Below are 15,811 nucleotides of genomic sequence, written 5' to 3'. Positions count from 1 at the left end.
ATTCCTAGGAAGGCGCGATACCCATGGTCGGTTTTCCGCTGCTTCTGATTCCGCTCGCGATCTACAACATCATCGTCTTCCTGATGCCCGGCGTATCGTTCACCGAGCCGCTGGATCTGAAGCTGACGTTGATGTCGGGGGCGGAATGGACGGTGACGCTGAGCGACGTACTGCTTACGCTCGCCATCCTGCTGCTGCTGGCCGAAGTCATCAAGGGCGCGCGTCCCGGCGCGAAATATCTCACCGACCATCTGCTGTCGCTGATCGTGTTCGGGGCAGCGGCGGCCGAATTCGTGCTGTGGCCGAAGTTCGGTACGTCGACCTATTTCCTGCTGACGGTGCTGGCGCTGGTGGATTTCCTCTCCGGCCTCGCATTGCGAACGCGACGCCGGGCAGTTGCGGTAGCGGCGGCGCCTGCCCCTGCGCCTCAGCCTAAAGCCGCCGAACCTCCGCCAAAAGCTGCCGAAAAAGTCGAGACACCGGCGGCCGAGCCCAAGCTCGACCCCGCGCCGGCTGCCGCACCTGCGTCTGCTGCGCCATCGGTGCCGCCGGCAGTCTCTGTTGCCGAATCCGTGTTGAAGGACCTCGCCGAGCCGAAGCCGGTGCAGCCCGCCGCCGCGCCCGAGGCGGCCCCGCCGAAAACGCCGTCTCCGGAAGTCCATTCGCCGGAGGCCCATTCACCGGAAGTCTCGTCGCCGGAAGTCCAGTCGCCGGAGGTCCCGTCACCGGGACTGCAGCCGGGCCCAGGCTTTCCACCACCGCCGGATAAGCCGGACACGCCTCAGCGCTGATCCATAGCGTTTTCGAGCGCAGCATGCCCTTGGACTTGATCCGTGGGTGGATCCCGGTTCGCGTCAAGAAAACGCGTCAAAACAAAAAGCTAGATGGTTTGCCGGGTCCGGAAGCCGGTGCCGCAACGCCGGATCTGGCTGGCGCCGTAGGCTGTCTGCGCATCCGCCAGCGAAGCCCGCCTCAGGCTGCGGGTTTGCGGCGCCCGGTCGGCAGTCGCGATCAGCTGCGCAACGAAGGTTGGATCGGGCCGCGGCGCCGGTCTCGGCGAAAACTGCACGGACTGGGTCACCGGCACCAGCTCGCCGCGGGCCGGCTCGTCGAGGTTGACGAACTCGCCGTCCGAAATTTCGTCTGATCGATCGATATCCAGCATCGCGCACCGAAAACCCGGCTAAACTGTCACGTTTTGGGACGTTACGCCCCACCTGCGATCTGACCTCGCAAGGCCTATGCCGCTTCCTTCCGGTTCGTTCCCGCCGGGTCCGGAAAGTCTGCGAAACGTGGTTTCCGGATTATTTATGAACTTGGCCTAGCCTGCGATTCGAAAGACCCACTATCCTCAGGATGTTGGGAATCACCCCGCTGGTGTCCCGAATTGAGGCGACCCGATGCCCCATGTCCCGCAAGCCGCCAGCATCCTTGCCTCGCTCGGGCAGGCTGCTTTCGTCTGGGACCTGGCGGCCGACACCATCGCCTGGAGCGACAATGCCGGTGCGGTCTTCACCGATATTCCACCGGAGGCGCTGGCCAGCGGTTCCGGCTTCGCCAGGCTGATCGAGCCCTCCCGTTCGATCCGCAGCGAGGCGCTTGCTCAATCGGGGCCGGCGCGGACTGGCGAAGAAGGGGTCGCCTACCGGATCGAATATGGCGTACGGGCCGCGGCCTCGGCGCCAGTGATCTGGATCGAGGAGACCGGTTGCTGGTTTGCCGGGCCCGACGGCAAGCCGGTGCGCGCGCAAGGTATCGTCCGTATCAATAACGAGCGCCACGCCCGCGACGAACAGCTCATGCGGCTGTCGAGGCACGACCCGCTGACCGGTGAACTCAATCGCACGCATCTCGTCGCCTCACTGGCGGAGTCGATCGAAGAAACCATGCGTTTCCGATCGTCCTCCGCTTTCATGCTGATCGGCATCGATCATCTGGCACGCGTCAACGACGCCTTTGGCTTCGATGTAGCGGACGCCGTGATCGCCGAAGTCGGAAAACGCATCCGCGCCAAGCTGCGCGGCGGCGATGTGCTCGGCCGGTTCTCCGGTAACAAGTTCGGGCTGGTCTTGAGGAACTGCACCGTCGACGACACCAATACCGCGGCCGAGCGCTTCCTGGCAGGGATCCGCGACGAGGTGATCCCGACCAAATCCGGCCCGGTCTCGGTGACGGCCTCGATCGGCGCGATCAGCATCCCGCGCTACGCCCGCACTGCCGATGAGGCCATCACCCGCGCCCAGGAAACACTCGATGGCGCCAAGCGCCGCCGCGCCGGATCGTTCTCGCTGTGGCGTCCGAATGTCGAACGCGATGCCCAGCGCCGCGTCAACATCCGCGTCACCGACGAGATCGTCACGGCGCTGAACGAGCGCCGCATCGTCACGGCGTTTGAGCCGGTGGTCGAAGCACGCTCGCGGCAGCCGGCGTTCTACGAGTGCCTGGTGCGGATGGAGCAGGCGGACGGGCAGGCGCTGCTGGCGCCCGATATCGTTCCGGTCGCCGAGCGATTGGGGCTGATCCGGCTGGTCGATCACCGCGTGCTCGAACTCGTGGTCGCCGAACTTGCGGCGTCGCCGAACGTGCGGCTCAGCCTCAACATCTCTCCCGACACCACGATGGATCCGGACTGGTGGACTTCAATCGAATCGCTGATGCAGGCGCATCCCGGCGCCGGTGAGCGGCTGATCGTCGAAATCACCGAAACGGTTGCGATCCAGGATATCGATGACATCAGGGGCTTCATTACGCGACTGAAAAACTTCGGCAGCCAGATCGCAATCGACGATTTCGGCGCCGGTTACACTTCATTCCGGAATTTGCGCAAGCTCGGCGTCGATATCGTGAAGATCGACGGCGCCTTCGTGCAGAACATCGCACGCTCCGCGGACGATCGCGCCTTCGTGCATACGCTGATCGATCTGGCCAACCGCCTGCAGATCAAGACGGTGGCGGAATGGGTGCAGGACGAGGAAGCCGCCGTGATGCTGCGCGAATGGGGCTGCGATTACATCCAGGGCCGCCTGATCGGGCTGGCCTCGCCGGAACGGCCATGGGCTGCGCAGGCTGAGACGGTGTTGCCGGCGACGGGATAGCTTGTCGTCCCTGCGAACGCACTAGCGTTTCTACACATTTTCGATGGCTCTGGCAGCGACGATGATTTGGAAGCGAGCCATTCCGTTGTGAAATGTGATTGGTCCGGGTGGCCGATGCGAGGCGTAGCCGGTCCATCCGCCGAGCTTGGCGATGATCCATGCCGCCCACTGAAGCGTGTGGGGGCGATGCGGGTTCTTCTGAAGCTCGGTCCTGCCTTTCATGGTTTTGTTGATGGCGGCAAGTGCTTCGATTTCTTCGGGGGTGAAGGCGCATTTGACCGACAATTGTTCGCCACCATTGCGGGCCTGAACGAGTTGAATGACGATACATGCCGCTTTAGTAGCGATCGTCACGAGCTTGATCAGGGCCTCGGCGCTTTCGAGCTGACTGTCCTCGATTCGCAAGCCCTGGTTCTTCAACGAGCGAAAGAGCTGTTCGATGATCCAGCGCTGCTTGTACCAGGAGACGATCCGCCAAGCATCGGCCGCATTGGCGATCGAATGAGTGGTCAAGAGCAGCCAATGAACGGGCTCAGCCCCCTTCGGGGGGTGCAACTCGACGACTTCCACGAAGCTGACTTTGACGCCTTCAGGCAGTTCCTTCACGCCGGGTCGCGCCGGCCGCTTAAGCACGACGGTTCCAAAGCGCAGCGAGAGATGGGCTTGGCGACCGTGGCGATCCATCCGCTGCGGCAGATCGATCACCGCCTTGTCGCAGAAGCGAACTCGCTCCACCGCTTGATAAAGGGTTCCGCCGTCGGCCAGCGCATGATCATGCATAGCCCGCGTCAGCAGGTGGACGTTGTCGCCGGGCGTCAGCGCCCAGTGCGCAAAGAACTCCCCTTCACGGTCATTGATGACGGTGATCATGCGCGCCGCAGCCAGAACCTCGCAGCCCTGCTCAGCCGTCGTAACCCAGCGCGCCGACTCCTTGTTGGCCAACTCCCGCTCGTCGTGAGGGGTCTTAACTTTGCCCCTGCGCGTCCACACCTTGCCGCCGGTGAGACCGAGACAGGCCCCGCTGTCGGCATCGACCGCTATCATGGCATGCAGCAACACGCCGCGGGCATTGCCTTTGCCGACTTTGCCCAGTCCACGCCGACATCCCTGCCGCGTCTGAAACTTGACCTCGCTGGTGTCCTGGATCGCCAGCACATGACGCCCGCCGACCACGGTCGCCGTCTGCCTGCTCCAGCCTTCAATCAGTCGATCGGTCGTGACTTGCGGATTGTTCACGAACCGCCAGTACGCCATGTACGCGGCCCAGTCACCCTGCGCCATCCGGCGCAAGCAGACACTGCGCGTGCAAAGCATAGCCTGCACAAACGCCGCCCCCTTTTATCGAGGCGAACGTCGCCAAACTCACCCAGTGACAAATCCGGCTCGTGCTCCATCTCCGACGCTCCTTCGAATCAAAGCGTCAGAAACAGAATCATACAAACCGCAAACGCGGGATAACATCATGACCCACCGAGTCAATCTGTCGCGCCAGACGTGTAGAAACCCTAGTGCGAACGCAGGGACCCATAACCACGAATGCTTGTGGTTACGACAGGTCGTCGACCACCGTTCTTAAATCGAGAGATCACGCGGTATGGGTCCCTGCGTTCGCACTAGCGTTTCTACACATTTTCGATGGCTCTGGCAGCGACGATGATTTGGAAGCGAGCCATTCCGTTGTGAAATGTGATTGGTCCGGGTGGCCGATGCGAGGCGTAGCCGGTCCATCCGCCGAGCTTGGCGATGATCCATGCCGCCCACTGAAGCGTGTGGGGGCGATGCGGGTTCTTCTGAAGCTCGGTCCTGCCTTTCATGGTTTTGTTGATGGCGGCAAGTGCTTCGATTTCTTCGGGGGTGAAGGCGCATTTGACCGACAATTGTTCGCCACCATTGCGGGCCTGAACGAGTTGAATGACGATACATGCCGCTTTAGTAGCGATCGTCACGAGCTTGATCAGGGCCTCGGCGCTTTCGAGCTGACTGTCCTCGATTCGCAAGCCCTGGTTCTTCAACGAGCGAAAGAGCTGTTCGATGATCCAGCGCTGCTTGTACCAGGAGACGATCCGCCAAGCATCGGCCGCATTGGCGATCGAATGAGTGGTCAAGAGCAGCCAATGAACGGGCTCAGCCCCCTTCGGGGGGTGCAACTCGACGACTTCCACGAAGCTGACTTTGACGCCTTCAGGCAGTTCCTTCACGCCGGGTCGCGCCGGCCGCTTAAGCACGACGGTTCCAAAGCGCAGCGAGAGATGGGCTTGGCGACCGTGGCGATCCATCCGCTGCGGCAGATCGATCACCGCCTTGTCGCAGAAGCGAACTCGCTCCACCGCTTGATAAAGGGTTCCGCCGTCGGCCAGCGCATGATCATGCATAGCCCGCGTCAGCAGGTGGACGTTGTCGCCGGGCGTCAGCGCCCAGTGCGCAAAGAACTCCCCTTCACGGTCATTGATGACGGTGATCATGCGCGCCGCAGCCAGAACCTCGCAGCCCTGCTCAGCCGTCGTAACCCAGCGCGCCGACTCCTTGTTGGCCAACTCCCGCTCGTCGTGAGGGGTCTTAACTTTGCCCCTGCGCGTCCACACCTTGCCGCCGGTGAGACCGAGACAGGCCCCGCTGTCGGCATCGACCGCTATCATGGCATGCAGCAACACGCCGCGGGCATTGCCTTTGCCGACTTTGCCCAGTCCACGCCGACATCCCTGCCGCGTCTGAAACTTGACCTCGCTGGTGTCCTGGATCGCCAGCACATGACGCCCGCCGACCACGGTCGCCGTCTGCCTGCTCCAGCCTTCAATCAGTCGATCGGTCGTGACTTGCGGATTGTTCACGAACCGCCAGTACGCCATGTACGCGGCCCAGTCACCCTGCGCCATCCGGCGCAAGCAGACACTGCGCGTGCAAAGCATAGCCTGCACAAACGCCGCCCCCTTTTATCGAGGCGAACGTCGCCAAACTCACCCAGTGACAAATCCGGCTCGTGCTCCATCTCCGACGCTCCTTCGAATCAAAGCGTCAGAAACAGAATCATACAAACCGCAAACGCGGGATAACATCATGACCCACCGAGTCAATCTGTCGCGCCAGACGTGTAGAAACCCTAGTGCGTTCGCAGGGACGACGATAACTACTCTTCCTTCTTTGGCTCTTTCGACATGCGCTCGAGGCGTTCCTGCATGTCCTTCATCTGGCGGCGAAGATCGTCGATATTGTCTTCGTCGGGCGCCGGCTCCGGCACCTTCTCGGGCTCGGTCGTGCTTGAGCCGGGGCGCGGCGGCACGAACGGCTTGAACATCGAGAACGTCTGCTGAAACAATTCCATGTTGCGGCGGACGTGTTCCTCGAGCGGCGCGAACGGCGTTCCGCTGAAAGTGTTGGTGAGCTGCTTGCGGAATTTTTCCTGTTCGCGCGTCAGCGTGTCGATCGACTGCTCCAGATATTTCGGCACCACCATCTGCATGCTGTCGCCGTAGAAGCGGATCAACTGCCGCAGGAAAGTGGTCGGCAACAGATTCTGTCCGGCCTTGTTTTCCTGTTCGAAGATGATCTGCGCCAGCACCGAGCGGGTGATGTCATCGCCGGTCTTGGCGTCATAGACGAGAAAATCCTCGCCATCCTTCACCATCGCCGCGAGATCCTCGAGCGTCACATAGGTGCTGGTGCCGGTATTATAGAGCCGCCGGTTGGCGTATTTCTTGATGGTCGTAGGTTGATCTGACTTTGCCATGGGCTCACACATCGACACCGAGAGCGGGGAACCCGACGGCATTGCCGACGGGCAGACGAGCAACGCAACGCAGCAAAGTAAGCATTTTCAATGCCGTTCGGCTACCGTTTTGTGCGGCACGGTTAATTCCAAGGCATGGACGCTGCTATGGAAACCCTCACGTGGATCAATTTGAATGCGCCGCGGCAGGATTTTGGGCCCTCGCCGATTGACATGGGTCAACGAGGTTATGAGGATAAGGCGAGAGACAGGCACGCCGTCCGGCCGCCCGCCGTCACAAGAAACCTCAACCTCAGGAGATGTCCATGTCAGACGATGTCGTCATCGTCAGCGCCGCCCGCACCCCGGTCGGCAGTTTCAACGGCGCGTTCGCCACCATGCCTGCCCATGACCTCGGCGCCGTCGCCATCAAGGCCGCGCTTGAGCGGGCCGGCATCGAGCCTGGCCGCGTCTCCGAAGTCATCATGGGCCAGATACTGACGGCAGCCCAGGGCCAGAACCCGGCCCGCCAGGCTTCGATCGCCGCCGGTATTCCGGTAGAAAGCCCGGCCTGGGGCGTCAACCAGCTTTGCGGCAGCGGTCTGCGCACGGTGGCGCTGGGCTATCAGGCACTGCTCAACGGCGATTCCGAAATCGTGGTCGCCGGCGGCCAGGAATCCATGAGCATGGCCCCGCACGCGCAATATCTGCGCGGCGGCGTCAAGATGGGCGGCCTCGAACTGGTCGACACCATGATCAAGGACGGCCTGTGGGACGCCTTCAACGGCTACCACATGGGCAACACCGCGGAGAACGTCGCGCGGCAGTGGCAGATCACCCGCGCCCAGCAGGACGAGTTCGCCGTCACGTCGCAGAACAAGGCCGAGGCCGCGCAGAAGGCCGGCAAGTTCAAGGACGAAATCGTTCCGGTGACCATCAAGACCCGCAAGGGCGATATCATCGTTGCCGACGACGAATATCCGCGCCATGGCGCGACCATCGACGCGATGGCCAAGCTGAAGCCGGCCTTCGAGAAGGATGGCACCGTCACCGCCGGCAGCGCGTCCGGCATCAATGACGGCGCCGCCGCCGTGGTGCTGATGACCGCGAAACAAGCCGCCAAGGAAGGCAAGAAGCCGCTTGGCCGCATCGTGTCCTGGGCTCAGGCCGGCGTCGATCCCAAGATCATGGGCTCGGGCCCGATCCCGGCCTCGCGCGCCGCGCTGAAGAAGGCTGGCTGGAATGTCGGCGATCTCGATCTGGTCGAAGCCAACGAGGCGTTTGCGGCGCAGGCCTGCGCGGTCAACAAGGACCTCGGCTGGGATACCGGCAAGGTCAACGTCAATGGCGGCGCGATCGCGATCGGCCACCCGGTCGGCGCATCAGGCGCGCGCGTGCTGGTGACGCTGCTGCACGAGATGCAGAAGCGCGATGCCAAGAAGGGCCTCGCCACGCTGTGCATCGGCGGCGGCATGGGCATCGCGATGTGCATTGCACGCGACTGAACTAAAGGCAGAGTGACTGGTTGAATGATGAAAAGATCATCTCGCAACCGCAGCTCGAATTGGTAAAGATGAAATGCCCGGTCTCGCGCCGGGCATTTTCATCTTGCGCAAGCGTTTCCAGGAGCGCTTGAAAAACAAGAGCGCTTGAAAACAAGAGCGCAGCAGAACAAGAGCGCTTCAAAACCTGAAGATTGAGTTTCGTCAAAAGACCGGAGCAATTCCGGCATAGAAAGAAGACCACCAAGGAGGATTACGACATGGCACGTGTTGCATTGGTTACGGGGGGGACGAGAGGCATTGGCGCGGCGATCAGCAAGGCGCTGAAGGCTGCGGGCTACACGGTGGCGGCGAGCTACGCCGGCAACGACGCCGCCGCAGAAAAATTCAAATCCGAGACCGGTATCCCCGTCTACAAATGGGACGTCAGCTCGTTCGATGCGTGCGCGGCCGGCGTCAAGCAGGTCGAAGCCGATCTCGGTCCGGTCGACGTGCTGATCAACAACGCCGGCATCACCAAGGACGGTGCCTTCCACAAGATGACGCTCGATCAGTGGAACGCGGTCATCAACACCAATCTCGGCTCGCTGTTCAACATGACGCGCCAGGTGATCGAAGGCATGCGCGCCCGCAAATTCGGCCGCGTCATCAACATCTCCTCGATCAACGGCCAGAAGGGCCAGTTCGGCCAGGTCAATTATTCCGCGGCCAAGGCCGGCGACATCGGCTTCACCAAGGCGCTCGCGCTGGAGAACGCCAAGGGCGGCATCACAGTGAATGCGATCTGCCCCGGCTACATCAACACCGAAATGGTGCAGGCGGTGCCGAAGGAGGTGCTGGAGAAAAGCATTCTGCCGCTGATCCCGGTCAATCGCCTCGGCGAGCCCGAGGAAATCGCCCGCGCGGTGGTGTTCCTCGCCGCCGATGAGGCCGGAGGCATCACCGGCTCGACCATGACGGTCAACGGCGGTCAGTACATGGTTTGACTGATTTCCGTCATTGCCTGCGACAAACGCGAAGCCTTTGCGCAAGGGAGCGCTAGCGACGAAGCAATCCATTTTCGCTATGTAAGCAGAAAGATGGACTGCTTCGCTTCGCTCGCAATGACGGACCCATGACACCGCGCACCGCTACGCTGATCGGACTGACCGCGATCCTGATGTGGTCGCTGTTGTCGGTCCTGACGGTTGCCACCGGGAAAATTCCCGCGTTCCAACTCGCCGCGATGACATTTGCGATCGGCGCGCTGGTCGCATTCGCGAGCTTCCTGTTCCGGCCCTCTGCCTTCAATGCGCTTAGGCAGCCGCCGATCGCCTGGGTCGTCGGTGTCGGCGGCCTGTTCGGCTATCACGCGCTGTATTTCCTCGCGCTGCGCTTCGCGCCGCCCGCGGAAGCCGGCCTGTTGAACTATCTCTGGCCACTCCTGATCGTGCTGTTCTCCTCGCTGCTGCCAGGCGAGCGGCTGGCACCGCATCACATCATCGGCGCCGTGTTGGGTCTGGCCGGAACGGTACTGCTGTTCGCCGGCAACACCGGCAGCTTTACGCCGGGCCAGATTCCGGGCCTGGCCGCAGCCTTCGTTGCCGCCTTTGTGTGGGCGGCCTACTCGGTGATGTCGCGAAAGCTCAAGGCGGTGCCGACGGATGCGGTGGCGGGCTTCTGTCTCGCCACTGCGCTGCTGGCCGCGCTCGTCCATGGCATGGTCGAGACCACGGTGTGGCCTGAGACGGTTGGGCAGTGGCTGGCAATCATTGCGCTCGGCGTCGGCCCCGTGGGGGCAGCATTCTTCGTCTGGGACATCGGTATGAAACGCGGCGATATCCGCGTGCTCGGCGCCGCGTCCTACGCCACGCCATTGCTGTCGACGACATTTCTGATTCTCGCCGGCTTTGCGCAGCCGACCGCCACGATCGCCATCGCCGCGATCCTGATCGCCGGCGGCGGCCTGATCGCCGCAAAGGATATGGTTTGGCGGAAGAATCCGTAGGGTGGGCAAAGCGAAGCGTGCCCTCAAAGATACATGTGCAGATTGATGGTGGGCACGCTGCGCTTTGCCCACCCTACAAATTTTACACTGGCTTCCACCCCTTCGGCGCCAGTTCGAATTTCGCAAACTCGAATCCGGGAGCCACGGTGCAGCCTACCAAGGTCCAGTCGCCGGTGCTTTCGGCAGCCTGCCACGCATGCGCGGGCACGACCGCCTGCGGGGTTTCGCCGGCCGTGAGATCGGCGCCGAGTTTGATGCTGCGCTCGCCGTTTCCATCCGCGATTCGCAGCGTCAGCGCGCTGCCCGCATAGTAGTGCCAGGTCTCCACGGCATCGACGCGATGCCAGTGCGAGCGTTCGCCGCGGGCCAGCAGGAAATAGATCGCGGTCGATCGCGAGCGTCCGTCGGCATCCACGCTCGCGTCGCGAAACGTCTCGCGATAGTGCCCGCCTTCCGGATGCGGCTTGAGGTCCAGCCGCGCGATGATCTCGGCGGCCTGTTGCGGCAGCGCCATCAGGACTTGTTCTTGCGTTCGCGGAGTTCGCCAAACACCTCGGCCGCGCCGGCGCCCTTCATGTGCAGCTTCGCCGCCACCGACGGTTCGTCGGCGCGCAGGAACACGTTGGCTTTCTTTTCCTCGCCCAGCAGCACCGGGATCGTCGGCTTGTTTTCCGCACGCAGCCGCGTCACTTCTTCGGCGCGCGCCTTCAGCGCGGGGTTGTCGCCGTCGACTGTCAGCGCGAACTTGACGTTCGATGCCGTATACTCATGGCCGCAATAGAGTTTGAAATCGTCCGGCAGCGCGCGCAGCTTCAACAGCGAATCCCACATCATGGGATAGGTGCCCTCGAACACCCGGCCGCAGCCGATCGAGAACAACGTGTCGGCGGCAAACACCGCCTTTTCGGTGTCGAATACGTAGGAGATATGATCGAGCGTATGGCCGGGCGTTTCCAGCACCCGCGCCAGCAGGCTGCCCACCTTGATCACGTCGCCATGGGCCGCGCGCAGGTCGACATTGGCGATCTTGGTGGATTTGTCGTTGGGGGCGACGACCCGGCAACTATATTTCTGCTTCAGTTCGGCGACGCCGCCGACATGGTCGTGATGGTGGTGGGTGACGAGAATATCCGTCAGCGTCCAGCCCTCGCGCTCCAGCGCCTTGATGATCGGGGCGGCTTCCGGCGCGTCGATCGATGCGGTGGCCTTGGTCGCGGGATCGTGGATCAAATAGCCGAAATTGTCGTTGAGGCAGGTGAAGGTGCGAATTTCTGCGGCCATGATAGCTCCGTGATTAAGGCTTCCAACGCCCCAGTAATTCCAAAGAAATATGGCGTTAACGCTCGCGCGGCAATGCCATTTTCGGCGCGCCGCAACGAAACACGGTGTGGTAGATTACGCCCATGACCATCGACGTCATCGATCTCCGCGATTTCTATTCGCAGCGCCTCGGCATCGTGGCGCGGCAGTTGATCAACCGCGGCATCCGGGCACGCTGGCCCGATGCGGCCGGGCAGCGGGTGCTCGGGCTCGGCTACCCGACGCCCTATCTCGGCCTGTTTCGTGAGGATTCCGAACGCTGCATCGCGTTTATGCCGGCGGCGCAAGGCGTGTTGAAATGGCCGACGGCGCGGCCTGCGCTGGCGACCCTGATCGATGAATTCTCGATGCCGCTGCCGGACGCCGCGGTGGACCGGATCCTGCTGGTCCACGCGCTGGAAATGTCCGACGATCCGGAGCGCCTGCTGCGCGAGGTGTGGCGCGTGCTGGCCCCATCGGGTCGCCTGATCGCGGTGATTCCGAACCGGCGCGGCGTGTGGACGCGCACCGACAACACGCCGTTCGGTCACGGCCGGCCCTATTCGCGCGCGCAGATCACGCAATTGCTGCGGCAGACCTGGTTCACGCCGGCTTCGTGGGGCGAGGCGCTGTTCCTGCCGCCGGTCGGCAATAGCTGGTTCCTGCGCTCGGCGATGGCGTGGGAGCGTGTTGGCGCCGCGCTGTCGCTGCCGTTCGCGGGCGTCCATATCGTGGAAGCGACCAAGCAGGTCTATCGCGCGATCCCCGCGGGCCGCGAACGCACGCGGCTGATTCCATCGCTGGAGCCGGTGCTGGTGCCGTCGTCGACGGCGACACGGGATAAGGCATAGTCTATCCGCTCGTCGTCCTTGCGAACGCAGGGACCCATAACCACAGGCGGTATTTGTTTCAGGAAGTCGTCAACCCGCGTGCCTCCAATGAAGGCCGCGGCGTATGGGTCCCTGCGTTCGCAGGGACGACCAGTGTGGGTGAACTACTTACTCATTCCCCGGATTGAAATCTTCGCTGGGCGCGGCAGGTGCGGCCATGCCCTCGGGACGCGGACCGTGCGGCCGGCGCCGCCGGCGCGGGAAACGCTCGCCGCCACGGCCCTCTTCATACCCGCCGGGCGTGCCGTTCACCTGCGGCTGCGGGCCGGTGATGAAGGAGGGCAGGCGATCGACGCCGCCGGTGTCGGTAATCACCGGCTGCGGCTGGGGTTGCGGCTGATATTGCGGTTGCGGACGGTGCTCGCGCTCGCGATGGTGTTCGCGCGGCTGCTGGTCGCGCTGGAAGGGCTGGCCGTCGCCGCGCTGCTCGCGCGGATTGTTGTCGCGGACGTAGGGCTGCGGCTGCTGCGGGACGAAGCCCGGCTCCTGGCCGAAATGCGAGAAGCTCTCGCCGTCGTCGTCGCCGTCTTCCGTCACCGGCTGCATTTCGGTATCGACGCGCGGCTGCGGCTGGTTCTGCCGGAATTGCTCCTGCGCGGCTGCGATCAGGCGGAAATAATGTTCGGCGTGCTGGTAGTAGTTCTCGGCCGCGACCGGGTCGCCGGAAGAGCGCGCGTCGCGCGCCAGCTGAACGTATTTCTCGGCGACGTGCGAGGCGGTGCCGCGGATCTTGATATCGGGCCCGTTCGATTCGAACACCCGGGTCATCGGGTTTTGACCGCGCCGGTTATTATTGTTGTTGTTGCTATTGTTGTTATTCCGGTTACGCATCCGCTTGTTGTTCTGACCGTTTCTCATGTCTCGCCTTTATTCCAGCCCTGAAGTTAATGCAGTTGCCGTCGTAGCCTGATCCGACCCGGCGCGCGTTCAGACGCACCGAATCACGATGCCGTTCAGATTCATGTCGTCGATTTCGCCAACCATCGCGCTCAGCAAAGACGCGTTCCCCAACCGGCGGCGTACAACGCCCGCCGGACCAAATCGTTCAGCCTGCCAAAACCAGCCTAATCGTCTTGCGTGACGACTTTGCGTGACCAGCTGTTGCGTAAGTCTTCAAGCGCAATATCAGGCTTTCGTTCGCTTTACGGTCGAGAGCAGCACAGCTCCAGCTATTGCGCTCAATTCGACCTGCTTTTGGAACCTTTCACCCGGCGGGCTCTCGTTTCGAGAACTCTGGCCTCACCCGCATCGTCTTACGGGGCCAGCAACCCTGGACCGATGTTGTGGCCGGAACGTAGTCGCTCCCGGGGAATATTCCAAGGGGTTTTTTTGCGTTCCAAAAGGACTTTATCGGGCCATTTTGTGACCCGCGACGGCCCTCGGAATGCCCGCCAGGTCGGCTTTGGGGGCTGTCACAGGCATTAACCCTGCGGTCGCCATCAAGGCCTGGATAGGGCCGCTTTGGCCTTCTCCGGCTTCCACAACGAGGGGGGCGCCCGCTGCCAGAAGGCGCGCCGCCTGGGGGATTAGGGCGCGGTAGGCATCCAGCCCGTCGGCGCCGCCATCGAGCGCGGCCGGCGGATCATGATTCCGCACCTCTGCCGCCAGCCCATCGATATCCGCCGTGCGGATATAGGGCGGATTCGAAACGATCAGATCGAACGGGCCGATTAGTCCGCTTGCATAATCGCACGCGATGAACGTCGCGCGATCCGATAGCCCTGCGCGCGCTGCATTGGCTTCGGCGGTTTGCAAGGCGGCTTGCGAAATGTCGGTCCCGAATCCTTGCGCCGCCGGCAATTCGGACAGCAGCGCCAGAAGAATTGCGCCGGTGCCGGTGCCGAGGTCGGCGATGCGCAACGGGCGATCGAGGTCGCCATTGGCGCGCAGCAGTTCCAGCGCCAGTTCGACTACCGTCTCGGTATCGGGCCGCGGCACCAGCGTCGCGGATGAGAGCTGCAGCGGCAGGCCCCAAAATTCCTTCTCGCCGAGAATGCGCGCAACCGGCTCGCCCGCGAGATGACGGCGCGCGAATTCCTCAAGGCGTGCCGATTCGTCCGGGGTGAGTTGGCGGCGTGCGGCCGATATCAAGCCGGTCAGGTCGAGGCCAAGTGCATGGCCTGTCAGGAGCCGCGCGTCGAGTTCGGCGGATTCGACGGCGGCGGTTTTGAGTCTCGCTGCGAGCGCGCGCCGCGCGGCCTCGACGGTCGGTGCGCTCACGCCACCGCGCCTTGCGCAGCAAGCTGGGCGGCCTGATGCTCGGTCGTCAGCGCGTCGATCAATTCGCCCAGCGCCTCGCCCGAAATCACCTGCGGCAATTTGTAGAGCGTCAGGTTGATGCGGTGGTCGGTGACGCGGCCTTGCGGGAAATTATAGGTGCGGATGCGCTCGCTTCGGTCGCCGGAGCCGACCTTCTCCTTGCGATCGGCGGAGCGCGCGGCATCGACGCGCTGGCGTTCGGCGTCATAGATGCGCGAGCGCAGGATGTTCATCGCGGAGGCGCGGTTCTTGTGCTGCGAGCGGCTGTCCTGCATCATCACCACGATGCCGGTCGGAATATGGGTGATGCGGATGGCTGACTCGGTCTTGTTGACGTGCTGGCCGCCGGCGCCCTGCGCGCGCATGGTCTCGATTCGCAGATCGTCGTTCTTGATGTCGACATCGACGTCTTCGACCTCGGGCAGCACGGCGACCGTTGCCGCCGAAGTGTGAATGCGCCCCTGCGTTTCGGTGTCGGGCACGCGCTGCACGCGGTGCACGCCGGATTCGAATTTCAGCTTGGCGAACGCGCCGCGGCCCTGCACTTCGGCGACGATTTCCTTGAAGCCGCCCATGGTGCCTTCGGAGGCCGAGATCACCTCGACCTTCCAACCCTGCAGGGAGGCAAACCGCTCATACATCCGGAACAGGTCGCCGGCGAACAGCGAGGCTTCGTCGCCGCCGGTGCCGGCGCGGATTTCCAGCATCACGTTGCGGTCGTCCATGGCGTCCTTGGGCAGCAGCGCCACCCGGATCTTCTGCTCCAGTTCGGCCACGCGCGCCTGCAGCGTTTCGAGCTCGGCTTCGGCCATGCTGCGTATTTCCGGATCGCTGGCGGAATCCGCCAGCAGCGATTCGGCGCCCGTAATCTCGGCCCGTGCCGCGCGATAGTCTTTCACCGCGTCGATCAGCGGGTTGAGCTCGGCGAGCTCGCGCGTGATCTGGACGTATTTCTCGGAATTCACCTGGCCCAGCAACTCGGCTTCGAGCGAGGCGTGGTGGGCGAGCAGGATATCGAGTTTGGCTTCGGGTAGCATGGCGTTGTTCTCAGGGCAGCGGATGCGGACGGCTAAGTT

General features: G+C 63.0%; 15 protein-coding genes. 6 read left to right on the top strand and 9 right to left on the bottom strand.

The genetic code is table 11. From position 1 onward, the window contains the following. The first annotated feature begins 23 nt into the window (after positions 1 to 23). Positions 24 to 791, top strand: coding sequence for a hypothetical protein (locus tag V1286_RS33005; protein WP_334487058.1), 768 nt, complete (start codon positions 24 to 26; stop codon positions 789 to 791). An 89-nt stretch (positions 792 to 880) separates the two neighbouring features. Here the strand turns inward: V1286_RS33005 and V1286_RS33000 are convergent, their stop codons facing one another. After that, positions 881 to 1,165, bottom strand: a complete 285-nt coding sequence (locus V1286_RS33000) for a hypothetical protein (protein WP_334487056.1) — start codon at positions 1,163 to 1,165, stop codon at positions 881 to 883. A 235-nt stretch (positions 1,166 to 1,400) separates the two neighbouring features. Here V1286_RS33000 and V1286_RS32995 point away from each other — a divergent pair, with 235 nt between their 5' ends. After that, positions 1,401 to 3,095, top strand: coding sequence for a bifunctional diguanylate cyclase/phosphodiesterase (locus V1286_RS32995; protein ID WP_334487053.1), 1,695 nt, complete (start codon positions 1,401 to 1,403; stop codon positions 3,093 to 3,095). Between the two features lie 30 nt (positions 3,096 to 3,125). Here the strand turns inward: V1286_RS32995 and V1286_RS32990 are convergent, their stop codons facing one another. From V1286_RS32990 to phaR, 3 genes are all read right to left on the bottom strand, one after another. Continuing rightward, complete coding sequence (locus V1286_RS32990; protein WP_334489483.1) at positions 3,126 to 4,409, bottom strand: IS4 family transposase; 1,284 nt, start codon at positions 4,407 to 4,409, stop codon at positions 3,126 to 3,128. Positions 4,410 to 4,717: 308 nt separating this feature from the next. Beyond that, positions 4,718 to 6,001, bottom strand: coding sequence for an IS4 family transposase (locus V1286_RS32985; RefSeq protein WP_334489483.1), 1,284 nt, complete (start codon positions 5,999 to 6,001; stop codon positions 4,718 to 4,720). A gap of 218 nt (positions 6,002 to 6,219) precedes the next feature. Next, positions 6,220 to 6,819 (bottom strand): polyhydroxyalkanoate synthesis repressor PhaR, encoded by a 600-nt coding sequence (gene phaR, locus V1286_RS32980; RefSeq protein WP_108512502.1) that lies wholly within the window; start codon positions 6,817 to 6,819, stop codon positions 6,220 to 6,222. Between the two features lie 305 nt (positions 6,820 to 7,124). Between phaR and V1286_RS32975 the strand changes: the two genes are divergently transcribed. The 3 genes from V1286_RS32975 (at position 7,125) to yddG (ending at position 10,287) form a co-directional block, all read left to right on the top strand. Then, on the top strand, positions 7,125 to 8,303 hold the full coding sequence (locus V1286_RS32975) for an acetyl-CoA C-acetyltransferase (RefSeq protein ID WP_334487050.1): 1,179 nt from the start codon (positions 7,125 to 7,127) through the stop codon (positions 8,301 to 8,303). Positions 8,304 to 8,560: 257 nt separating this feature from the next. Beyond that, complete coding sequence (gene phbB, locus V1286_RS32970; RefSeq protein ID WP_108512500.1) at positions 8,561 to 9,286, top strand: acetoacetyl-CoA reductase; 726 nt, start codon at positions 8,561 to 8,563, stop codon at positions 9,284 to 9,286. Between the two features lie 128 nt (positions 9,287 to 9,414). Next, positions 9,415 to 10,287: an aromatic amino acid exporter YddG gene (gene yddG / locus V1286_RS32965; RefSeq protein ID WP_334487045.1), complete on the top strand. Its 873-nt coding sequence runs from the start codon at positions 9,415 to 9,417 to the stop codon at positions 10,285 to 10,287. Positions 10,288 to 10,369: 82 nt separating this feature from the next. Here yddG and V1286_RS32960 read toward each other — a convergent pair whose 3' ends face one another. Together V1286_RS32960 and gloB are read right to left on the bottom strand one after the other, a co-directional pair. After that, positions 10,370 to 10,801, bottom strand: a complete 432-nt coding sequence (locus V1286_RS32960; RefSeq protein ID WP_417021207.1) for a cupin domain-containing protein — start codon at positions 10,799 to 10,801, stop codon at positions 10,370 to 10,372. Beyond that, positions 10,801 to 11,568: a hydroxyacylglutathione hydrolase gene (gene gloB / locus V1286_RS32955; protein WP_334487043.1), complete on the bottom strand. Its 768-nt coding sequence runs from the start codon at positions 11,566 to 11,568 to the stop codon at positions 10,801 to 10,803. The genes V1286_RS32960 and gloB overlap by 1 nt, the downstream gene beginning before the upstream one ends. Positions 11,569 to 11,690: 122 nt before the next feature. Between gloB and V1286_RS32950 the strand changes: the two genes are divergently transcribed. Beyond that, positions 11,691 to 12,437 (top strand): methyltransferase domain-containing protein, encoded by a 747-nt coding sequence (locus tag V1286_RS32950; protein WP_334487040.1) that lies wholly within the window; start codon positions 11,691 to 11,693, stop codon positions 12,435 to 12,437. A gap of 147 nt (positions 12,438 to 12,584) precedes the next feature. On the opposite strand, the gene V1286_RS32945 is transcribed toward V1286_RS32950, so the two are convergent. The 3 genes from V1286_RS32945 to prfA all read right to left on the bottom strand — a co-directional run bounded on the left by V1286_RS32945 (position 12,585) and on the right by prfA (position 15,772). Next, complete coding sequence (locus V1286_RS32945; protein WP_334487038.1) at positions 12,585 to 13,334, bottom strand: DUF4167 domain-containing protein; 750 nt, start codon at positions 13,332 to 13,334, stop codon at positions 12,585 to 12,587. Positions 13,335 to 13,823: 489 nt separating this feature from the next. Continuing rightward, positions 13,824 to 14,696, bottom strand: coding sequence for a peptide chain release factor N(5)-glutamine methyltransferase (prmC, locus tag V1286_RS32940; RefSeq protein ID WP_334487035.1), 873 nt, complete (start codon positions 14,694 to 14,696; stop codon positions 13,824 to 13,826). Continuing rightward, positions 14,693 to 15,772 carry a peptide chain release factor 1 gene (prfA, locus tag V1286_RS32935; protein WP_334487032.1) on the bottom strand — a complete coding sequence of 360 codons (1,080 nt, stop codon included), beginning with the start codon at positions 15,770 to 15,772 and terminating at the stop codon, positions 14,693 to 14,695. The genes prmC and prfA overlap by 4 nt, the downstream gene beginning before the upstream one ends. Positions 15,773 to 15,811: the final 39 nt, after the last annotated feature.

Origin of the sequence: Bradyrhizobium algeriense, from assembly GCF_036924595.1 — a bacterium.
GTDB lineage: Bacteria > Pseudomonadota > Alphaproteobacteria > Rhizobiales > Xanthobacteraceae > Bradyrhizobium > Bradyrhizobium algeriense.
This window is presented reverse-complemented; position numbering and strand designations above follow the sequence as displayed.

What these genes read in the sequence shown, in the direction of transcription:
- V1286_RS33005 (WP_334487058.1), top strand. Translation starts at nt 24, where the DNA reads ATGGTCGGTTTTCCGCTGCTTCTGATTCCGCTCGCGATCTACAACATC.
- V1286_RS33000 (WP_334487056.1), bottom strand. Translation starts at nt 1,165, where the DNA reads ATGCTGGATATCGATCGATCAGACGAAATTTCGGACGGCGAGTTCGTC.
- V1286_RS32995 (WP_334487053.1), top strand. Translation starts at nt 1,401, where the DNA reads ATGCCCCATGTCCCGCAAGCCGCCAGCATCCTTGCCTCGCTCGGGCAG.
- V1286_RS32990 (WP_334489483.1), bottom strand. Translation starts at nt 4,409, where the DNA reads ATGCTTTGCACGCGCAGTGTCTGCTTGCGCCGGATGGCGCAGGGTGAC.
- V1286_RS32985 (WP_334489483.1), bottom strand. Translation starts at nt 6,001, where the DNA reads ATGCTTTGCACGCGCAGTGTCTGCTTGCGCCGGATGGCGCAGGGTGAC.
- phaR (WP_108512502.1), bottom strand. Translation starts at nt 6,819, where the DNA reads ATGGCAAAGTCAGATCAACCTACGACCATCAAGAAATACGCCAACCGG.
- V1286_RS32975 (WP_334487050.1), top strand. Translation starts at nt 7,125, where the DNA reads ATGTCAGACGATGTCGTCATCGTCAGCGCCGCCCGCACCCCGGTCGGC.
- phbB (WP_108512500.1), top strand. Translation starts at nt 8,561, where the DNA reads ATGGCACGTGTTGCATTGGTTACGGGGGGGACGAGAGGCATTGGCGCG.
- yddG (WP_334487045.1), top strand. Translation starts at nt 9,415, where the DNA reads ATGACACCGCGCACCGCTACGCTGATCGGACTGACCGCGATCCTGATG.
- V1286_RS32960 (WP_417021207.1), bottom strand. Translation starts at nt 10,801, where the DNA reads ATGGCGCTGCCGCAACAGGCCGCCGAGATCATCGCGCGGCTGGACCTC.
- gloB (WP_334487043.1), bottom strand. Translation starts at nt 11,568, where the DNA reads ATGGCCGCAGAAATTCGCACCTTCACCTGCCTCAACGACAATTTCGGC.
- V1286_RS32950 (WP_334487040.1), top strand. Translation starts at nt 11,691, where the DNA reads ATGACCATCGACGTCATCGATCTCCGCGATTTCTATTCGCAGCGCCTC.
- V1286_RS32945 (WP_334487038.1), bottom strand. Translation starts at nt 13,334, where the DNA reads ATGAGAAACGGTCAGAACAACAAGCGGATGCGTAACCGGAATAACAAC.
- prfA (WP_334487032.1), bottom strand. Translation starts at nt 15,772, where the DNA reads ATGCTACCCGAAGCCAAACTCGATATCCTGCTCGCCCACCACGCCTCG.